Here is an 18,967-nt window from a genome sequence, read left to right on the forward strand (position 1 = left end):
AATGATAATGTGGCATTTTGTTCTTCCATTATATCGATGAGCGATGTTGGAAATAACGTATCGATGAACAATACGCTTTGGCGGGGTAACGGGAACAATTTTAATATAAATAAGTATTCCTAGATTTCGAATTCTGTTGTCAACAAATAGAATTGTCCGGTTTTATAGCAAATAAACTGTCCGCTTTGCAATTAAACGCAGTGAACTCCTCTCGATGTTCATTGCGAAGCTGTGGCGGCGGATTTACGCAACAGCTTTTCATCATGTTTTATTTCCTGGCCTGCTTTATCGTACTGGGCAATTTTCCGCGGCCCATGCAAGATCGCTAACTTGCCGTCGGGATAGCGCAGTACTGTCACCTTGGCCTTCACGTAATGACACCGATGTTGATTGGCAGGAATTTGCAGCTTCAAGTTGTTGAAGCTGACGCAATTGTCATGACCCACGACACGCTCATGACGCTCGCACAGGAAATCCTCAATTTCTCCACCGATCCAGGGTACAAATGCTGATCCATCTACCGCAGCAGGCTGCTTGAATTCATCGTTAAAAGCAGGCATATAGACTTCCTGCAGATAACGGTTTGCCGTTTCCATGTCGGCGATGCCTGCCAGCGCCAGTTCCTTGGGTAAACGTTCTTGATGGGTGCGGAACATGCGCTCACTGCGTCCACGCGCCTGTGGCGAGTAGGCCGCGATCATTTCAATTCCGAGCCGCTTCATGGCTTGTCCAAACTGCGTAAGATTATGTTTGTCTACTTTGCCACCAGCCTCTGGTGTATGCCAGTAGTGACTGCCTCGGTCTGAATAAAAGGAACAGAACAATCCTTGCTTCTCTATCACCGCCTGAACGCCTCTGAAGCTGCTGGCAGTGCCTTCTTCCTGAACAAAAAACATCGAGTAATGTTCACTGGTTGCATCGTCCATAGTGACGATTAAATCCCATTTCTGATTGGCTACCCATTCATGGGTGCTGCCATCCTGATGAATCATCATTCCGGTCAGTGGTGAGCGTTCACGACGTTTTCGATGCGCGCCACGCTTTGATGTACGTTTGATCAACCCAGCTTCTTGTAACCGGCTCTTAACCCACGTATAACTGCGTGTGCCACCGTCCTTGCAATACCATGCATGAAAATGCCTGGCATTCCAGCCAGAATAACGGTTGCGATACTGTTCCGTTAAACGCATCACTTCATCCACTGGCGCACAGCGGTGCGATGCCTGGGTCAGCCGCTTGTCCAATAACGCATCCAGACCACCTTCGTCGTATTTGTTCATGTAGCGCCGAAATGTGCGATCACATACACCAAGCAGCTTTGCTGCTTCGTCTTGCGTGATACTCCCACTTTTATAATTCCCATAGGCTTCCTCAAATCTCATCTTCCGTGTCTCCTGTAGCCATTCTGTCCGTTTCATCCTTGTCCCTCCTGGGACTAAGATAATCCGGACAAATCATTTGCTACATACCCGGACAGTTTATTTGTTCTCTACACCTAGATTTCGAATTCTTGTGGATCTAACATGATTTGTTAAAATGAACGTAAGATTGAGTTTGAGGAGCCATGGAATATGACAAATGAAGAGAATTCGGGAATGGAAACTGATCCCGAAGGGTTTTTGAAGATTGATGAATCATTCATTCTTATTGCCGGTTCGAGTGACGTTTTGGAAGAAATGGCTATCGCACAACGTGTTGTGCAGGATGTTCTCCGCGAGTATGGCAAAAATGATGTGATTGCCTACGTTTGGGATATCCATATCGGGCCAGAAGGTCCGGATCAACGACGTACCATGCAGCGCAGTATCCCTCGGCCCTCGTCAAACGAATGTCTAGGAGTTGTTTACATTGTGGGTGAGAGGATAGGACTTCCGCTGGAAGACGGCTTTGACGCAAGCATTATTGGCGGCGTTGAAGATTGGATGCAAAACAGCCGTTATCGTTTAGCACCGGAATGGCCAGATGACCCTGATCAAACACGCAAGCTGCTTGATGAAGGTTTCTTCCCACTGACAGGAGGGGTCTTCGAGTTTCTTGACGCTCGCGGCTATCGTAGTGATAACTATCCGGCAGGTAAACCCGGTTTGCTTTGCCTGATGGCAGACGGACCAATTATATATGGCGGTGAAGAGATAGCGCTCAATAGAAGTCGCTGGTTTAACAAGCAAACAGCGGGTATGACCCGCGCGGAGCGGACATCTTGGGATGATAAAGAATATGCGCCGCAATCAATAGCTGTACATAATTGGATGCGTGCATTAGCCGAAAGAGGACTGAACCAGAACCCAACCTCGACATATGAAGAACTGCGTCGAAGTGTACGTAGTTTTGTTACAGAGAAGATTTGCCGCAAACGCGGTGCGACCGGTAATCCTTATCGCGAACTTGAGTACTATGATATCGGTCACGGTGAAAGGTTCGTAGGCCGCAGCTCAATTATTAAATCTTGCGTTGCACATTTATTGGAGCGCTTCGCCGATACAGCACGGGTCCCCGTTGTCCGATTGGTTGGACCAAGTGGTAGCGGTAAGTCTTCCGTTCTTCGCGCAGGCATACTGCGCAGTCTCACCGATCCAGAGCATAGGCGCCGATTCCACATAGCAGTTTTTCGGCCGGAGGATTTCCGAACTTCGACCGGTCAACGAAAGCCAGTGGTTTTTACAATCCTGGAGGCGATCGCAAGACAAGCTCAACTCGCGATTCCGAATAATGACATCTTTGACGCCGTGAATCGAGGGGCCGACGCGCCGAAAAAAGCAGCCGAGATCATTTCTAATGCCTTAGTGCAGTCACAAACCCGAGATTCGAGTTTGGTTCTCGGTCTTGATCAATTTGAAGAAATTGTCGATATGCTGACAGGACGGGAAGCTGGCAACTGGCGCTCACTACTGCAGTTTGTTCAAGAAGCGGTTGATTTTCCAAATATCGGCATCGTTTACACACTGGAAAGCAGCCGTAAGTCTAAACACGACCAACTTGAGCTTGGAAAGGCATTCGAGACAGCTCATGAAGTGGAGGTCGAACTCACGAGCAATTTTATTGACGAGGTCATCCGTAGACCCTTCGCTGATACTGGCTATAAGCTGGCGAACGACGTGGTGGATAAACTTAAAAGCAATCTGAGTAAATTACAAGACAGGGACGATTATGCGGCCCGCAACTCGGTATTACCACTCCTCGCGCTACGTCTCTATCACCTATGGAACTATGTTAATGAGAGGTTCGAACCAGAAAGGACCCGGAACCTCATGCTGTTCGATCCGTCTGCCGATGCCGAAGATGCGATTTCACATGCCATGCTGAATGATGGCGGCGAATCGCTTGACTTCGAAGATATTATTCAGCAGCAGGCGGCGAGTGCGTGGCAACGCGCCAAAATAGGTGACATCAAAGATGATGCCCTCGACTATTTCCTTCAACCGCTTGTCGGTGTTGAAGGTGAAAGACTTCAGCTTGTTGCTGCGCCTAGACAAGTTCCTTACAAAAATGAGCAGGCATTGATTGATAGTTTTAGTCGTCATCGATTAATTGTTGGCGCAGGAGATGGATTGATAAGGTTAGTCCACGAAACCGTTCTAGAAAACTGGGCAGAAGCTAAGGGTTGGTGTGATAGTCGACGAGATTTTTTGGTGATGAAGGAACGGTTGCGCGATCGATCGAAGGTGTGGGAATCAGAGAGGCGTCCAAAAATCAGGCGTTCAAAAAAAACTGAAAGTGAAATCCCGGAGGCTGCAGAGGTACTTGCCGTTTATCGTAGGCATTGGGCGTTTGATAATGCCGACATACCTAATCGCGATCGTATACTATTTGAATTTTGTTTAAATATCTTCTCACATAGTCGCACTCCGCGCGCTCCGGTTGTGATGTCGCCGAAGAAAGGGAAGCATAATCATGCAACTTTGGCGGCATCCTATGGTTTGATGTTCATGTTGAAACAGTTTTTACGCCTAGATTCTGATAGTCTGCACGTGTTTTATGAGCATGGAAAGAGGCCGACTAGCCCCCTTGTTCAAGCTGCGTGGGGGCAGTTTAAAGCAGTTGAGTTTCTATTAGAAGCTGGAGTAAACCCTTTTCTTGGAGAGGCAGGGTGGCCGCCAGTACTTGCGCCCATCCAGATGGGCAGGCACGATATTTTTATGGCGTTAATGGATGCTGCAGCAAAGCAAGCTCCGAAAGAACAGCTCGAGAAAAAGCTTGCTTGCCCAAGCGAGGCGTCTCTTCTGCACTACGCTGCTCGATATGATAATTATCATGCTGCACGCGACCTTGTTCATTATTATAACTTTTCGCCGACTAGCAAAGACAACCGGGGATGGATGCCGATTCATTATGCAGCCGGCTGGGACGCAATAAATGTATTCGAATTGCTATGTGAGTACCTCACTGATGAAACAGAAACAGAGAATGCGCCTAACTGTCTGGTTATAGCTGCTGCGAACGGAAGTAAATCCATTTTAGATCGAGTCCTAGCTAATACAAATCAATCGGAATCTTTTAACAACGTAGCGTTAAGGATGTCAGCGTTTGAAGTCGCGGTTAAAAATTACCATTCTGAATGCGTTCGTTTGCTATTGCGATACATTGATCCAATGGAAAGTGAAGCCAGTCCGTTCAAGATATTATTCTGGACATTGGATCTGAAAGCCGAAGATAATGATATTGAAAAGCTTATTGAAACGCTTAGTGTTTTATTAGCAGATGAGCGTGTCGATGTGAATGCGGCAAGCGGACCAAATGAAACCACACCGCTCGGACTCGCGATGAATGTCGAGCGCGCTCAGCGCTTATTGCTTGAAGACCCGAGAGTTAACCTCGCGAAACCTGTCCGAAAAGAAGGGCCAACGGGGTTTTTCGTGGCTCTTAAGCTTGGCGTTTGGAGCGCTGTGCGTCGCTATATTCGCGAGAATGGCTTGCCGCAAGATCTACTTACCGACGAGCATGGGAATACCGTGCTGCACCTGCTCACAAAGTCAAATGCCCCGACAGATTTGATCAAAAAACAGATCAACCAAGCAACCAGTGAACAACTAAATTCACTTAACAAGCGTGGGCAAACACCTTTTACGCGTGCGCTGAGCGCAAAAAACTGGAACCTGGCGTCAAGAATGATTGACACAGAGCGACTAAGCGTCGGGGTGGCCGAATATGGATTCCAGGGAGAATTGTACGTTTCCTTGCAGTGTGGCGTGCCAGACGCACTTCTCAGGAAGATTGTTGATGCCTTCCCAGAGGTATTCCGTGAAGCTGATCGGTTTGGCTGGACGATTCTTCATCACATCGCAGCGCTCAATCTTGAGGACTGGGTTAGTAGAATTGCACCGCTTCTCAATGATTCATCTGCATGGACAATCGAGGATTCTTGGGGACGCAGACCGATCGACCTCAGTAGTGACGTAATCCGTAGTTCGGTTTCCGCCGACAAAGAACCGAGAGCTTTGCAAGAAGGCCGGAACTGGGATGTTCATGCTGGCTGGCATAAGGTAGACAGTAAGAGTGCGAAAATCTTTATTAAGCACACCAAAGGTGTGTTGAAGAAAGCGAAAGCGACAAGTGATGCAAGCGGATGGATCGTGGAACGAGGCGCGTTGTCATTCTATCCGGGCAGCGGTATCTTCAAGGTCCGCGCGAAATCGTGGGAGCATCCTAACCGTGCGCTCTATTTTCTTGAAAACGGAGACGATGTTGCTTATCTAAACGGGGAGTCTCCGCCAATTCATGAGTTTAATGCCAAGCATGATCTCAGCCTTAACGCGGATAATACTCTTGACTATCTGAGGTTCTTCTGTTTCTTTGTGAGAGGTGATGAAGGGCCGTTCTTCATATTCGATCATATGAACGATGCGATGTTCGAAGCGTCAATGTCACCCGCCGACCGTAAATTGCTCTTGGCAGCGGCGCACCCGGCATGGGTCATCGATAAGACGGAAGGTGGCTTCGAGGCCGTAGCCCGTGTTTTCTATAGCAACGCTCTTTTCGGAGCTTACTTTTTCATTAAGTCCACAGGAATGATCGAAATGCGAGATGACTTTCCGTTGATGGCGGATCTGAGCGGGGCAATCGATATGCCGTTGATTTAAGTACCAGCAAGAGGATACCCAGTCTTGCATTGCAACATCATGTCAATAGCGACGCAAAAACCGGTTGGTTTGATGCGCCGCCGCAAGATGTAATGTATGAGGATCAAGTGCGGGGAATGCCGTATACAACTAATCTGCCGGGAGACGAGGCAATTAAACGGTCACTTGAATATGACCGGATTCAGTCTGGTTTGTCCCGTCACCCCGGCCCGACCCTTGCTATCTTGCTGTTGGGTTCAGTTGAATCCGACTCGGTAGAATCAGGGATTCCATTGTATGTCGTTCCAGAAGGTATGGTACATATTGTCACCATTACCGCGGGCAAAGCAGTCTAGACGATGAGGTTCCCATGAGACGCAGTTGGGTTTGCCTTTGACCAATCCATTCAGGTTTTCCCAGCCCCCCCAACTGTTTCCATTCCACCACTTGTGATACATGCGATCTTCATCGCCTCGAGCAAAGCAGTCGATACGATTCGATCCCCAGGAAACACATGCAGGTTGACCTTTGATGCTGCCACCCCGAGATCGCCATATCAGCCAACTAGAGCCATTCCACGATTTATGGCGCATGGTATAACTGCTACTTCGAACAAAACAATCAATACGATTCGGTCCCCAGCTGACACATTCTGGCCGGTCTTTAAGAATTCCTCCGAGATTTTCCCACCCATGCCAGTTTGAACCGCTCCACCATTTATGGTACATACGATTTGCACCGCCGCGTGCAAAACAATCTATACGGTTGGGTCCCCAGGAAACGCAGGAGGGCTGTTCCTTGATCACTCCGCCTAGATCATCCCACCCATGCCAGCTCGCGCCGTCCCAATACTTGTGGTACATATGATCATTGCCACCGCGCGCAAAGCAGTCGATGCGGCTGGCTCCCCAAGAAACGCATTCAGGCTGATCCTGGATGACGCCACCTAAATCCAAAACATCCCACACCGAGCCATCCCAGGATACTTTGTGCATGCGATTACTCTCTCCGCGAACGAAGCAGTCGATGGTATCCGGCATCCTTGAGAGACAACTGGCCTGACTTATTGTCTCAACATTGAGATTTTGCCAGCCATGCCAGTCCGAACCATTCCACCACTTATGATATAGATTATTGTCGCCGCCACGCGCAAAGCAATCGATACGATCCGGGCCCCATGATACACATTCTGGCTGTTCCTCTATAATACCGCCCAAGTTTTGCCAGTCATTGTCATTCCTGGCGTAAAGGATTACTTCGCGTCCTTTGCGAGAGTTATACATGACGTCGTACTTATGGGCTACATTAGTTATTTCGATCTTTTCATGATTGGCGTTGGGGTAATGGTCCTTGATATGCGCATAATAATTCAGGCCGCGTTCATATCGATTCGGACCTTGTGCATTGGCTTGACATGAGGTAACGAGTCCGCCATTGGCTGAAGTGTCCGCAGTGCCCAGCATAATGTAGACCTCACGGGAAGTTAACTGATTAATGATTTGTGTAGTGAGTTGCGACCAATCTTGGTTGGGATATCCATTAGACGAACTTGTGTAGGGAAGAAGATGTACTCCCCAAAGCCCATAAAAGTAACTGTTATAATAATCCGTTTCAAAAATACTGTCGCAACCATTGCCGACCGGCTCAGGACGATCAGTAGAAAGATACATATAAGTACTTGGATTGGCGACGACATATTTTACTTTCAAGTCTGCGCGCAAGTTTTGTTCTTTTACATTTATTGCGGCATAGCGTTGCACGAACTGACCGCCTGCTGAATGCCCAACGACAGTAACCATTTTAATGTTGGGAAAATTATCGTTAATTTGCTGCAAAATTACATCAATTACCGAGAACGAAGATACCTCTGCGCCATTCACAGAATTGTAGCCTCCTCGCCAACCATCTCCTCCATCTTCCCAATACAGCATGTCGGCATCACTCTGTTGGGATTCTGGTAATTTTGGTGCTGCGATCAGCGTGCTGTCTAGCATGCCCTCGGTTTCAGCGGCATTGCTGATTTGGTTATAATTAATTTCCGCATCAAGGTCGCTGCCATGGATGACGATAACGGCGCGATCAAAGTCATTGCTGGGCGTGCCAATGGCATGATTGCGCCAGTATTCTACTTTCCCTCCGTTAATTGTTATGACCGCAGCTTGTGAATGGGATGCTATAAAAAAATAGCAAAAACCAATCATTAATAATTTGATGAATGAATAGTTTCGCATTTGACTTCTCCTGAATTCTATTAAATGAATGTTGTAAACCCATAAAAAACGGGGTGTTTATTGATGTTTTTCGTAACTAAAAAGGCATTTGGCGGGGGCAATTCAAGTTCTAAGTGCAATATTTATGGTGCCTTTGCCTTCTCTGAAATATGCCTGATGCACGATAAGCAGGGCATTGAATGCCTGAAACGGTATTTCGAAGAAACTGTCAATTTGGCGAACAAGTTGGTACATTTCAGGAAACACAAGACATTATTATCCAGAGATATGTAAAGTATCCTTTGAATTTTGCAATGAACTTCGATGGGGGTTCATTGCGCTTTGATTTAAAGCGGACAATTTATTTGTCAAAAAACCGGTGTTGCTGACATTAATAAGACTGGAACTTGTCCAGCCTTATTAAGTTTTAGTGTTTATACGTACAATTATCTGAATTGTTCTTGCTGTGCATCCAATTTCTGCAAAGCGTTATCGAAACCTTTGAGATCATATCGCTCTTGCAAGCTTTGCAATTCTTTTCGATACTCATGGACCTGATATTCTTGCATCAACCCATCGACCTGTTTGGCCAGGTAAGGGTCCAGTACTTCAAGAATGCCCAAATCCCATGGCGGGCAACTCAAACAAACCGGTGGAATCGGCCAGCGAGGATGCCATTCCGGCATTATTAATTCGGGTATCCGGACATGTAGCGAGATACAGTTGGATGCATTGAGAATGGTAAACCCTGAAGCAATAAAATTATTGATTACATCAGCTTTCTGGATTTCGCAGGCGTAATATGTCGGCGCGCTAACATTCGTATGTTGCACAACACCTGCTTTCTCAGCCGTGACAACTGCGGTATAAAAAGACGGTCCGGCCATTGCGCTATGTATCCATAACGTTGCCAGCAACATCAATGTAAATTTCATAATCACTGTTTTCATGATTTGGCTCCTTTTCACTTCTGGTAACAAAGATTTCTGGCAAAAGATGATTTCGTAAATCTTTGCCAGTCCATGGCATCACTTTACTCAAATTGGTCATATTTATATGTGATAATTCTCACGCCAACCCCTTTGTTTCCTGGAGTTAACCATGTCAATTCGATCTTATTTAATGGCAAAGTTTTATGATGTATCGATGAAAAAGATGGGAGAAGCTTGCCTGTCGGAGCGGCGTCAGGAATTACTATCAGATATTTCTGGAGATGTGCGGGAAATAGGAGGCGGCACAGGTATAAATCTCTTCCATTACCCAAGCTCAGTCAATAAAGGGCATCTTTAAAAATCCATACTTCGTTACAATACTTCGTTGTTTACAAAAAATATTTCCTTACATATCAATCATATGCTGCGTCAAAATTTTTTGTTCTCGCCTCGTCTTGTTTAAAACTCTGAATTTTTAGAGGCGCCCTAAACTCATTCTGACAGAACCTGAACCACATATGCTGAACATATTGAGGAATAAAATCGACGGTGTTATGAAAGAAAAATGTATCGCAGCAGAATATTCCGCTGATGCATTAAATTTTCCAGATAACTCTTTTGATGCTGTTGTTTCTACTTTGGTTTTGTGCTCTGTCGATTCGGCTAAGAGAGCGCTTGGTGAAATAAAGCGGGTACTGAAACCGGAAGGTAAATTTTACTTCATCGAGCATGTCATTGCGAAAGACACTCCACACTTAATAAAATGGCAAAAACTATTTCAGCCAATCTGGATTCTTATGTGCGGGAATTGCTATTTGACTCGTGATACAGAAAGCTCTATCGTTGATGCAGGATTTCAATTTCAATCCATTGAAAGACTGAGATCTACAGGCAGTCCACCAATCGTGTCGCCCACGATCAAGGGGATCGCAATCAATGGAAAAATCCCGCAAACCTGATAGCGCTCCGGGGCGTCAAAATTCATGTCATATCCTGGTAAATTGTTACCTTCAGTTATTTCAGAGAGTTACACGCACGAGTGGCCATAAATCGCAATAAAATAATAAAAGCAACGATTCAATCTGTTACGATATTAGTGTAAAAATTTCAGAGGAAATCTGATTCTGGCTGTTATCTGGACAGAAATGATAATTGAGATTGCTATGGGTGATACCAAACAGACCAAGTCCGAGCTTATCGAAGAAATACATCGGTTACGTTCCGAACTCGATGCTGTAAAGCTGATGACAGAAGAACGAACAAACCGGCTGAGTATCAGTGAAGAACGGTTTTCACTTGCGATGCGCGGGGCCAATGACGGGCTTTGGGACTGGAATCTTGAAACAGACGAAGTCTATTATTCAATTCGCTGGAAAAGCATGCTGGGTTATCGGGAGGATGAGCTCGATAACAATTTAAATACATGGACAAGCCTGGTTCACCCCGATGACAAGAACAGCGTGCAGAAAAAGGTTCAGGATTATATCGCCGGCCGCGCAGATGCCTTTGAAGTTGAAATGCGTATGCGGCATAAGGACGGCCATGAGGTTTTTGTGCTGTCCCGGGCATTTCTTGTGAAACGCGAATCTGACGGAAAAGCTATCCGTCTGGTCGGAACGCACGTCGATATCACGGAACGCAAAAAAGCGGAAGCGTTTGATAGTAAGAGTGCCGAAATTCTCGAGATGATTGCAATAGGGCGTCCCGCCTCTGAAATTTACGATGCAATTGCGATGATGTATGAATCCCGTCATCCAGGAATGCGGTGTTCAATGCTTGAACTGGAGGATAACAAGTTGTTGCATGGCGGCGCGCCAAGCCTGCCCAAGGCATATTGTGACGCTGTGCACGGTCTGGAAAATGGGCCGAGCGTTGGTTCGTGCGGAACGTCCACGTTTACCGGGAAACGCGTACTTGTCGAGAATATCGAAACAGATCCCAAGTGGGAAAAAATCAAACATATTGCGCTCCCGCATGGCATGCGGTGCTGCTGGTCTGAACCGATTATCAATTCCACGGGAAAAGTTCTGGGTGCGTTCGGCATGTACTACAATCATCCCGCGCTTCCAAATGAAAAGGAATTGAGCGATCTGGTTTCGGCTGCCAGGATTACGGGAATTGTCATGGAGCGGGATCAGGCGCAGAAACGAATACGGCAATTGGCCTATAGTGATGAATTAACAGGGCTTTCCAGTCGAGCCTCATTTTTTCAGTATGTCGAAGAAATCATCAAAACGGCCGCTCGGCATAATCGCCGTTTTGGACTGCTGTATATCGATCTGGACGGCTTTAAGAGTGTTAACGACAGTCTTGGGCATGATGCCGGTGATATGCTTCTTAAGATTATTGCCAGGCGGCTGGTCAGTGCCTGTCGTGAAACCGATTTTATTGCACGCCTTGGTGGCGACGAATTTTGTATTCTCATTGAAGAAATCCAAGGTGACTACGCGGCCAATGTTGCCAGGCGTTGCCTTGAATTGATCGCCCAACCGGTCGAGATTTATACCCGCAATATCAATCCGGCTTGCAGCATCGGGATAGCATATTATCCTGACGATGGAGATAATTTGTCGGCTTTTTTAAAGGCAGCGGATACTTCGCTATATACTGCGAAAGAAAATGGAAAAAATCAGTATGCGTTCTATAAAGCGGAGCTTACGCATAAGGTCGAGTATCGTTTTCAAGTTGAGCAAAACCTGAGAGAAGCCATTGAAAAACAGCAATTATCACTTGTTTACCAACCTCAGATTAAAATATCCACCGGTGAGATTATTGGTGTCGAGGCGTTAATCCGCTGGCGCCATCCTCAACTGGGCCAGGTTCCGCCGAGTGAGTTTATTCCCATTGCCGAGAGAATCGGTATGATTCAACCGCTTACCGAATGGGTGCTGAGATCGGCATGCTGCCAGTTGGTTGCGTGGAAGAAAAAAGGGTTGTGCACGCCACGTATAGCAGTAAATATTTCTCCAAACCTTTTTCTCGATAAGGCTTTTGTGTCGCTGATCAAGCGGATTATCGATGAAGAAAGCATTGTTGCGGACGAGCTGGAACTGGAAGTAACAGAAAGCGTTGTACAGACCGATCCGCGCAATCTTTCAATTTTTCAGGATTTGAAAAACCTCGGTGTTGTCTTGGCAATCGACGATTTCGGAACCGGTTATTCATCTTTTGCTTCCCTTAAACACCTTAAGGTTGATTGCCTGAAAATCGACAAGTATTTTATTGACGATATGCTTGTCGATAAGCAAGCACTGATCCTGGTCAGTTCCATGATAGAAATGGGAAACAAACTGGGCTACGGGATTATTGCCGAAGGTGTTGAGACATTGGAACAGCTTAATATTCTCAAAAACCTTGGGTGCGAGGCAGTGCAGGGTTACCTGTACAGTAAACCCGTCCAGGCTGATATGATTTCAAAATTGCTGATTAGCGAGTCTCGCATCAATGTTTTCCAACAGGGCAAGGTGAGCAAAATAACCAGCGTTTCGAAACGCCAGAACAGGTAGAACCGGCGATCAGTCAGGTTCAGCAGTTTAAAATTTATAACCGCGATGCAGTGCAACAATTCCAGCGGTCAGATTGAAGTATTCAACACGTTCAAAACCGACTTCTTTCATCATTTCCTTGAGGGCTTCCTGTGAGGGGTGCACACGAATCGATTCGGCCAGATAGCGGTAGCTGTCTGCATCATTTGCGAAGATTTTGCCCATGACGGGCAGCATCTTGAATGAATACGTGTCATACATGGGACGAAGCGGCTCCCATACTTTTGAAAATTCCAACACAATAACTGTGCCGCCCGGTTTGATTACACGCAGCATTTCTTTCAGTGCAGTTTCCTTGTGGGTCATATTGCGCAAACCAAATGCCACACTGACGCAGTTGAAATAATTATCCGGAAACGGGAGTTTTTCGGCGTCGCATTGGGCAACAGGTGTCGGTGTTCCTTCATCAATCAAACGGTCCCGGCCAATCAAGAGCATGGAATTGTTAATGTCGGTTAACCAAACTTCGCCGGATCTGCCAACCTGTTTTAAAAAAAGTGCGCTCAGATCGCCAGTGCCGCCGGCAATATCCAATACCTTGTCACCGTTTTTAACGCCACTGACATCAATTGCAAAATGTTTCCACAAACGATGCAATCCGGCGGACATCAGATCATTCATCAGATTATACCGTTCAGCGACTGAATGAAAGACGTCGGCGACTTTTCCGGCTTTTTCTGTTTCTGAAACGGTATTAAAACCGAAGTGTGTGGTTTTGGTCATAATTTGTTAGATCGGGATGGTTAAAGTAATCCGATGCAGACAATCTGCAAAATTACGAATGCTGTTTAATGATGCTGACAGCTTCGATGGCTTGCCGTGTTGTTATCAGTATCGGACTCACGGGTTGCATTGGCTTCTTTCAGCCGCTCCAAATAGTCTTGCCACATTTTATCCTGATTAAGCCCATATTTGTAGAGTAAATCCCAGGAGTAAAGCCCCGTGTTATGTCCGTCGCTGAAAAACGGTTGAATAGCGTAATGGCCGACAGGGTCAATTTTCAGAATATTGACATTTTTTTTTCCGGTTTGCAGAATTTCTTGGCCGGGGCTGTGACCACTCACCTCGGCTGAAGGGGAATGAACGCGTAAAAATTCGCAACTGAATTGAAATTTTTTGCCATCTGAGAATGTAATATCGAGTATTCTCGACTTTTTGTGAAATTTTATTTCTGTGGGAACGGGCGCATTTTTAGATAAACCGGCCATAGCTTTTATAAGTATTTTGAATAGTTCTTTTCATAATAAACTCAGACTAGTTGATAATGCAATTGATTGCAAATCCTTTAAATGGAAAAATGAGTAAATATTAATAGGTATCTCCAGATGTCCGCCAAGATCATGATAGTCGAAGATGAAACCGTTATTCAGAAATTGATTGCAATTAATATGGAACAGGTTGGTTATACTGCTGTTTGTGTGACTAACGCGGAAGAGGCGAAGCAGTCTATCAATGACGCATTGCCCGATCTGATCTTGTTGGACTGGATGTTGCCCAACATGTCGGGAATAGATTTTGCGCGTATTTTGCGTAAAGACGCACGGACCCGGTTGATTCCCATTATTATGTTGACCGCGCGCGCAGATGAAAGCGACAAGATCAGGGGGCTTGAGATTGGTGCAGATGACTATGTCACCAAACCCTTCTCTCCGCGTGAATTGATTGCCCGTGTCAAGGCAGTGCTGCGCAGGCGCGCGCCTGAAACTCTGGATGAAATTATAGAGATTGACGGATTGGTTTTTGATCCGATCAAGCACCGAATTGCAGTGGGAAATGACGAAGTGGAGTTGGGGCCGACTGAGTATCGTTTACTGTATTTTTTGATGACGCATACCGAACGTGTTTATTCTCGTAGTCAATTGCTTGACCGGGTATGGGGCGATCATGTTTTTGTTGAAGAAAGAACAGTCGATGTGCATATTCGGCGTTTGCGCAAGGCGCTGGAAAAAGTGGGAAAAGATGGTTTGATCAAGACAGTCAGGGGCGCTGGTTATCGTTTTTCTGCCGATATCGATGCAGATCAGGACGATTAGAAGTTTTTTATAGGATTTGAGTGTGTTTGGTTTTTGGCAACGACTGGGGGGCGTGTTTCTGGTCGCGATTATCGCATTGCTGATTGGAGCGTTGGCTGGAGCGCTGGCCGGGCTGGCTTTTTTCAGCATAGTCCTGTTAGGGTTGGTGATTCATCATACAAAGCACCTGGTGGCTTTAGAGCAATGGCTGCTGGTATCGAATCATACGCCATCGAGCATACCTGCCGGTTCGGGTATCTGGGATAATATTTTTGCGCATTTGGCGCGGTATGTACGTACGCAGAATCAGAGTCAGCAACTGATCAATCTCGAGTTGAAACAGTTGCAAAGCGTGACTGCGGCTATGCCGGATGGCATTGTTATTCTCGATGAGAGAGATCATATCGAATGGTGTGATCCTGTGGCCGAGAAGCATCTTGGAATAAATCTGGAACTGGATGTCGACCAGCAGATTACTAATATGGTTCGCCAGCAGTCTTTTGTGGAATATCTTGCTGCAGGTAAATTCAGCAAGCCACTGGTGCTCAGACAGATGCGTCATCATCGACTGACACTGTTGATGCAACTCGTTCCTTATGGCAATAAACAAAAACTGTTGATTAGTCGGGATATCACAAGCTATGAGAGAATCGAGGCAATGCGCCGGGATTTTATTGCCAATGTTTCACATGAACTGCGTACACCGTTGACAGTAATCGGTGGTTATCTTGAAATGCTGTCTGGCGATTCGATAATTGATCATGAAATGCAGCAGCATGCCTTGACTGCGATGACCGAACAGACAGTACGGATGCAGCATCTGGTTGAAGATTTACTGACGCTTTCACGGCTGGAAAACACGCTCAACAAATTGAGCGAAAGCGCGGTCGATATGGCATCTTTGTTGCGTGAATTGCATCACGAAGCTGAATCGTTGAGTGGTGGAAAGCATACCATCAACCTGAGTGTGGACAGTGAAGACTATATCCTGGGCAGCCGGGAGGAATTACGCAGCGCATTCGGTAATCTGGTGAGTAATGCGGTTCGTTATACACCCGAAGGCGGTAAAATTGATATCCACTGGGAGGTCAGCGAAGGAAAAGGCATGTTTTATGTCCGTGATACCGGTGTCGGTATCGAACAGGAACATATTCCACGCTTGACCGAGCGTTTCTACCGGGCTGACAACAGTCGTTCAAGAGAAACAGGCGGAACCGGACTTGGGCTGGCAATCGTAAAACATATTCTCAATCGTCATCAGGCTCGCCTTAAGATTCACAGTATTATCGGTAAGGGGAGTGAATTTTGTATTCAGTTTCCGGAAAAACGGCTAATTGTGAGGCCGTGAAATTTATCGCGCCGCTATCATGTTGATTAACTGCACTCTCGGGATCGGGTAATGTGTTTGTTCGTTAATGTTATCCTTCCGCAATCTTTCTCGCAGAGCAAGTAATACTAATGCGGTAAAATGTGTATGGTTCTTGGCGTTGTTCTAAGTGGTAGGATTTTATTGATGCAACTTTATTGGCTTAGGGACTGTTCTCAATGAGCGAATTATTTCTGTTGTCCCTGAAATGGTGTCAGGCAAGGCATGAGAAGCGTGGTTTGGTTATTCCAAATAAGCGACGAATAACGTGCCATGGCACCATTTCAGGGACAACCCATTGGGCTGGACCCATTTTGGTTCTCTGCAGTGTTATCATTCGCTCATGTAGAGCGACTACACAACGCTCACTCTGCCTTGCTGAGGCCCAAAATGGGTGCCAGCAGAAACAGTTCACTCATTGAGAACAAGCCCCTAGTATTGGTATTAGAAATTTTGAATAAATTTGTCATGTTATTACTGTGTTGCTTTTTAGCAGCATGTAAGACGGGTCAGCCAACTGATCCAGCTGATTTGGCGTCAATACCAGATCGTTTTGTAGCAGATGATTCGGAGCCGGGTCTGCTGTATCGCAAACAGATTCGGCCAATACTGGATAAGCGTTGCATTGTTTGTCATGGTTGTTATGACGCGCCCTGCCAATTAAATCTGACTTCTGCTCAAGGTATCAACCGCGGCGCCAATAAACTGCCCGTTTATAACGGTACACGTTTGACCGCCGATCCATTGACGCGTTTATTTGAAGATGCGCATACTGTAAGCGAATGGAGAGAAAAGGACTTTTTCCCGGTTATCAATGAAAATTCTCTTCTTGAACCCCTTCAAGGCAGTCTGATTTATCAGACACTGAAACTCAAGAAACAGAATCCGTTCGATACGATCGCCGGACATAATGAAATTATTCCTGACGACCGTTTTGATTTTTCCTTAAACCCGGATAATATTTGCCCGGATATCGATCAGTTTGATCGCTTTGCCGCTTCTCATCCAAACTGGGGCATGCCTTATGGTTTGCCGAATATCGAGTCATCCGAATTTAAGTTATTAAAACACTGGTTGCAGATTGGTGCGCCTTTGACAGCTTTGCCGGAATTGGACGCTGTTTACCGGGAACGGATTGATGCATGGGAAGAATTCCTAAATGGCGATTCGGCCAAACAGCGTCTGGTTGCGCGTTATATCTATGAACATTTGTTTTTGGGGCATCTGTACTTTGAAGATCTGGAGAAGAACAACAGTACAGTACAGGCTTACTTTAAAATCGTCCGTTCACGCACCCCGCCCGGACAGGCAATTCGCATTATCAGTACCCGCAGGCCTTATGATGATCCGGAAGTCGACAGGGTTTATTATCGGCTAGAGCGAATAAAGTACAGCATTGTTGCCAAAAGTCATCTGCCCTACGCGTTAAGCAGCGAACGGCTGCAACGCTTCAAGACATTGTTTTTGGAAACGCCCTATGTTGTGGACACCGTGCCCGACTATATCCCTGAACTGGCGGCCAATCCCTTTAAAACATTTTCTGCGATACCGGCCAATATTCGATATCGTTTCATGTTGGAGCATGCAAAATTCACGATAAACGGTTTTATTAAAGGCGCGGTTTGTCGTGGACAAATTGCATTGAGCGTAATTAACGATCATTTCTGGGTGTTTTTTGTCAACCCGGACCAGGAGGCGCTTGCCGATATCGATCGGTTCCTGAGCGAGCAAAGCGAGCAATTAAGGATGCCGCCAGAGCGGGAGAGTAATGCCGGCATTCTGAGTCATTGGACCGAATATTCAGCATTGCAGGCTTCTTATCTAAATGAAAAAAGCAAAAGACTCAATGCATTGCTAAAAGACCGTCCCGGATTGAATTTGGACTGGGTCTGGGATGGCGATGGATATAATCATAATGCTGCATTGACAGTTTTCAGACATTTTGACAGCGCCACCGTGATAGAAGGTCTGGCCGGCCAATCTCCCAAAACCGCGTGGTTAATCGATTATCCAATTTTGGAGCGCATCCACTATTTGCTCGTGGCCGGTTTTGACGTCTACGGCAATGTAGGGCATCAACTGTCTACGCGTCTTTATATGGATTTTTTGCGTATGGAGAGTGAATTCAATTTTCTTGCATTACTGCCCAGTGAAGCGCGAACCGCCTTGCGCGAACACTGGTACCGGGAAGCAAGCGAAGACGTAAAAGACTATGTTTATGGTCACGCGCATTTAAGCGCCGAACCGGAGATGGCTTATCCTGACGACAAACCTGCTAAACACTATTTGTATGACAGTCTGCGCCATAAATTAACCGAAGTTTTATCGACTCGTTACGCGCTGGAAGCGGACACGGTTCCGGTGCAGCACGAACAGCTGTTAAAAAAGCTCCATGCATTACGGGGAAGATCGGCCAGCATAATGCCGGAAATGAGTTTGTTAATGGTGATAGATAATAAGCGGGGCGATAAGGTTTATACCATTTTGCGTAATAGCGCGCATACACATATAACCAGTTTGTTGCTGGAAAAGACTAACCGCTTGCCGGAGGAAGATTATTTGACTGTATTACCTGGATTTGTAGGCGCTTATCCGGATGCCCTATGGCAGGTTGAGTCGGAGCTGCTGGAAGATTTCATCGCGAAACTAATCAGCCTGAAAAATGAAAATGACTATCGTCAGCTAATGCGTCATTTTGGAATAAGGCGTTCGCATCAACATTTCTGGCGCTTCAGTGATGACTTGCATAAGGTTTACCTCGAACACGACCCGGTCGAATACGGGGCCTTGGATTATAATCGGATTGAAAACCGGTGATTTGTTTGGGTAACGAATAAAACACCAAA

13 protein-coding genes are annotated in these 18,967 nt (G+C 46.2%); 8 read left to right on the top strand and 5 right to left on the bottom strand.

The annotated features are described in order from the left end of the window. Window positions 1-218: 218 nt before the first annotated feature. Entirely contained in the window at window positions 219-1,418 is a 1,200-nt protein-coding gene (locus MRK00_08210; GenBank protein MDR4517355.1) for an ISNCY family transposase, read from the bottom strand. A 153-nt stretch (window positions 1,419-1,571) separates the two neighbouring features. Between MRK00_08210 and MRK00_08215 the strand changes: the two genes are divergently transcribed. Continuing rightward, window positions 1,572-6,077 carry a hypothetical protein gene (locus MRK00_08215; protein ID MDR4517356.1) on the top strand — a complete coding sequence of 1,502 codons (4,506 nt, stop codon included), beginning with the start codon at window positions 1,572-1,574 and terminating at the stop codon, window positions 6,075-6,077. 29 nt (window positions 6,078-6,106) lie between these two features. Beyond that, complete coding sequence (locus MRK00_08220; GenBank protein ID MDR4517357.1) at window positions 6,107-6,412, top strand: hypothetical protein; 306 nt, start codon at window positions 6,107-6,109, stop codon at window positions 6,410-6,412. On the opposite strand, the gene MRK00_08225 is transcribed toward MRK00_08220, so the two are convergent. Together MRK00_08225 and MRK00_08230 are read right to left on the bottom strand one after the other, a co-directional pair. Then, window positions 6,338-8,287 carry a hypothetical protein gene (locus MRK00_08225; protein ID MDR4517358.1) on the bottom strand — a complete coding sequence of 650 codons (1,950 nt, stop codon included), beginning with the start codon at window positions 8,285-8,287 and terminating at the stop codon, window positions 6,338-6,340. The two genes, MRK00_08220 and MRK00_08225, sit on opposite strands and share 75 nt — an antisense overlap. A gap of 425 nt (window positions 8,288-8,712) precedes the next feature. Beyond that, entirely contained in the window at window positions 8,713-9,216 is a 504-nt protein-coding gene (locus MRK00_08230; GenBank protein MDR4517359.1) for a hypothetical protein, read from the bottom strand. Window positions 9,217-9,367: 151 nt separating this feature from the next. Between MRK00_08230 and MRK00_08235 the strand changes: the two genes are divergently transcribed. The 3 genes from MRK00_08235 to MRK00_08245 all read left to right on the top strand — a co-directional run bounded on the left by MRK00_08235 (window position 9,368) and on the right by MRK00_08245 (window position 12,704). Continuing rightward, complete coding sequence (locus MRK00_08235) at window positions 9,368-9,556, top strand: hypothetical protein (GenBank protein MDR4517360.1); 189 nt, start codon at window positions 9,368-9,370, stop codon at window positions 9,554-9,556. A 160-nt stretch (window positions 9,557-9,716) separates the two neighbouring features. Further along, window positions 9,717-10,157: a methyltransferase domain-containing protein gene (locus MRK00_08240; GenBank protein MDR4517361.1), complete on the top strand. Its 441-nt coding sequence runs from the start codon at window positions 9,717-9,719 to the stop codon at window positions 10,155-10,157. Between the two features lie 204 nt (window positions 10,158-10,361). Beyond that, the gene (locus MRK00_08245; protein ID MDR4517362.1) at window positions 10,362-12,704 is read left to right on the top strand and encodes an EAL domain-containing protein; all 2,343 of its coding nucleotides are present in this window, start codon (window positions 10,362-10,364) and stop codon (window positions 12,702-12,704) included. A 27-nt stretch (window positions 12,705-12,731) separates the two neighbouring features. On the opposite strand, the gene ubiE is transcribed toward MRK00_08245, so the two are convergent. Together ubiE and MRK00_08255 are read right to left on the bottom strand one after the other, a co-directional pair. Beyond that, entirely contained in the window at window positions 12,732-13,466 is a 735-nt protein-coding gene (gene ubiE, locus MRK00_08250; protein MDR4517363.1) for a bifunctional demethylmenaquinone methyltransferase/2-methoxy-6-polyprenyl-1,4-benzoquinol methylase UbiE, read from the bottom strand. A gap of 65 nt (window positions 13,467-13,531) precedes the next feature. Further along, entirely contained in the window at window positions 13,532-13,951 is a 420-nt protein-coding gene (locus MRK00_08255) for a DUF971 domain-containing protein (GenBank protein MDR4517364.1), read from the bottom strand. Window positions 13,952-14,068: 117 nt separating this feature from the next. Between MRK00_08255 and phoB the strand changes: the two genes are divergently transcribed. From phoB to MRK00_08270, 3 genes are all read left to right on the top strand, one after another. Continuing rightward, a complete protein-coding gene (phoB, locus tag MRK00_08260) occupies window positions 14,069-14,776 on the top strand; it encodes a phosphate regulon transcriptional regulator PhoB (GenBank protein ID MDR4517365.1) in 708 nt (235 codons plus the stop codon). 22 nt (window positions 14,777-14,798) lie between these two features. Then, window positions 14,799-16,103, top strand: a complete 1,305-nt coding sequence (phoR, locus tag MRK00_08265) for a phosphate regulon sensor histidine kinase PhoR (protein MDR4517366.1) — start codon at window positions 14,799-14,801, stop codon at window positions 16,101-16,103. 549 nt (window positions 16,104-16,652) lie between these two features. Continuing rightward, on the top strand, window positions 16,653-18,938 hold the full coding sequence (locus tag MRK00_08270) for a fatty acid cis/trans isomerase (protein ID MDR4517367.1): 2,286 nt from the start codon (window positions 16,653-16,655) through the stop codon (window positions 18,936-18,938). Window positions 18,939-18,967 lie beyond the last annotated feature (29 nt).

This window comes from Nitrosomonas sp., from assembly GCA_031316255.1.
Taxonomy (GTDB): Bacteria; Pseudomonadota; Gammaproteobacteria; order Burkholderiales; family Nitrosomonadaceae; genus Nitrosomonas.

What these genes read in the sequence shown, in the direction of transcription:
- MRK00_08210 (MDR4517355.1), bottom strand. Translation starts at nt 1,418, where the DNA reads ATGAAACGGACAGAATGGCTACAGGAGACACGGAAGATGAGATTTGAG.
- MRK00_08215 (MDR4517356.1), top strand. Translation starts at nt 1,572, where the DNA reads ATGACAAATGAAGAGAATTCGGGAATGGAAACTGATCCCGAAGGGTTT.
- MRK00_08225 (MDR4517358.1), bottom strand. Translation starts at nt 8,287, where the DNA reads ATGCGAAACTATTCATTCATCAAATTATTAATGATTGGTTTTTGCTAT.
- MRK00_08230 (MDR4517359.1), bottom strand. Translation starts at nt 9,216, where the DNA reads ATGAAAACAGTGATTATGAAATTTACATTGATGTTGCTGGCAACGTTA.
- MRK00_08235 (MDR4517360.1), top strand. Translation starts at nt 9,368, where the DNA reads ATGTCAATTCGATCTTATTTAATGGCAAAGTTTTATGATGTATCGATG.
- MRK00_08240 (MDR4517361.1), top strand. Translation starts at nt 9,717, where the DNA reads ATGCTGAACATATTGAGGAATAAAATCGACGGTGTTATGAAAGAAAAA.
- MRK00_08245 (MDR4517362.1), top strand. Translation starts at nt 10,362, where the DNA reads ATGGGTGATACCAAACAGACCAAGTCCGAGCTTATCGAAGAAATACAT.
- ubiE (MDR4517363.1), bottom strand. Translation starts at nt 13,466, where the DNA reads ATGACCAAAACCACACACTTCGGTTTTAATACCGTTTCAGAAACAGAA.
- MRK00_08255 (MDR4517364.1), bottom strand. Translation starts at nt 13,951, where the DNA reads ATGGCCGGTTTATCTAAAAATGCGCCCGTTCCCACAGAAATAAAATTT.
- phoB (MDR4517365.1), top strand. Translation starts at nt 14,069, where the DNA reads ATGTCCGCCAAGATCATGATAGTCGAAGATGAAACCGTTATTCAGAAA.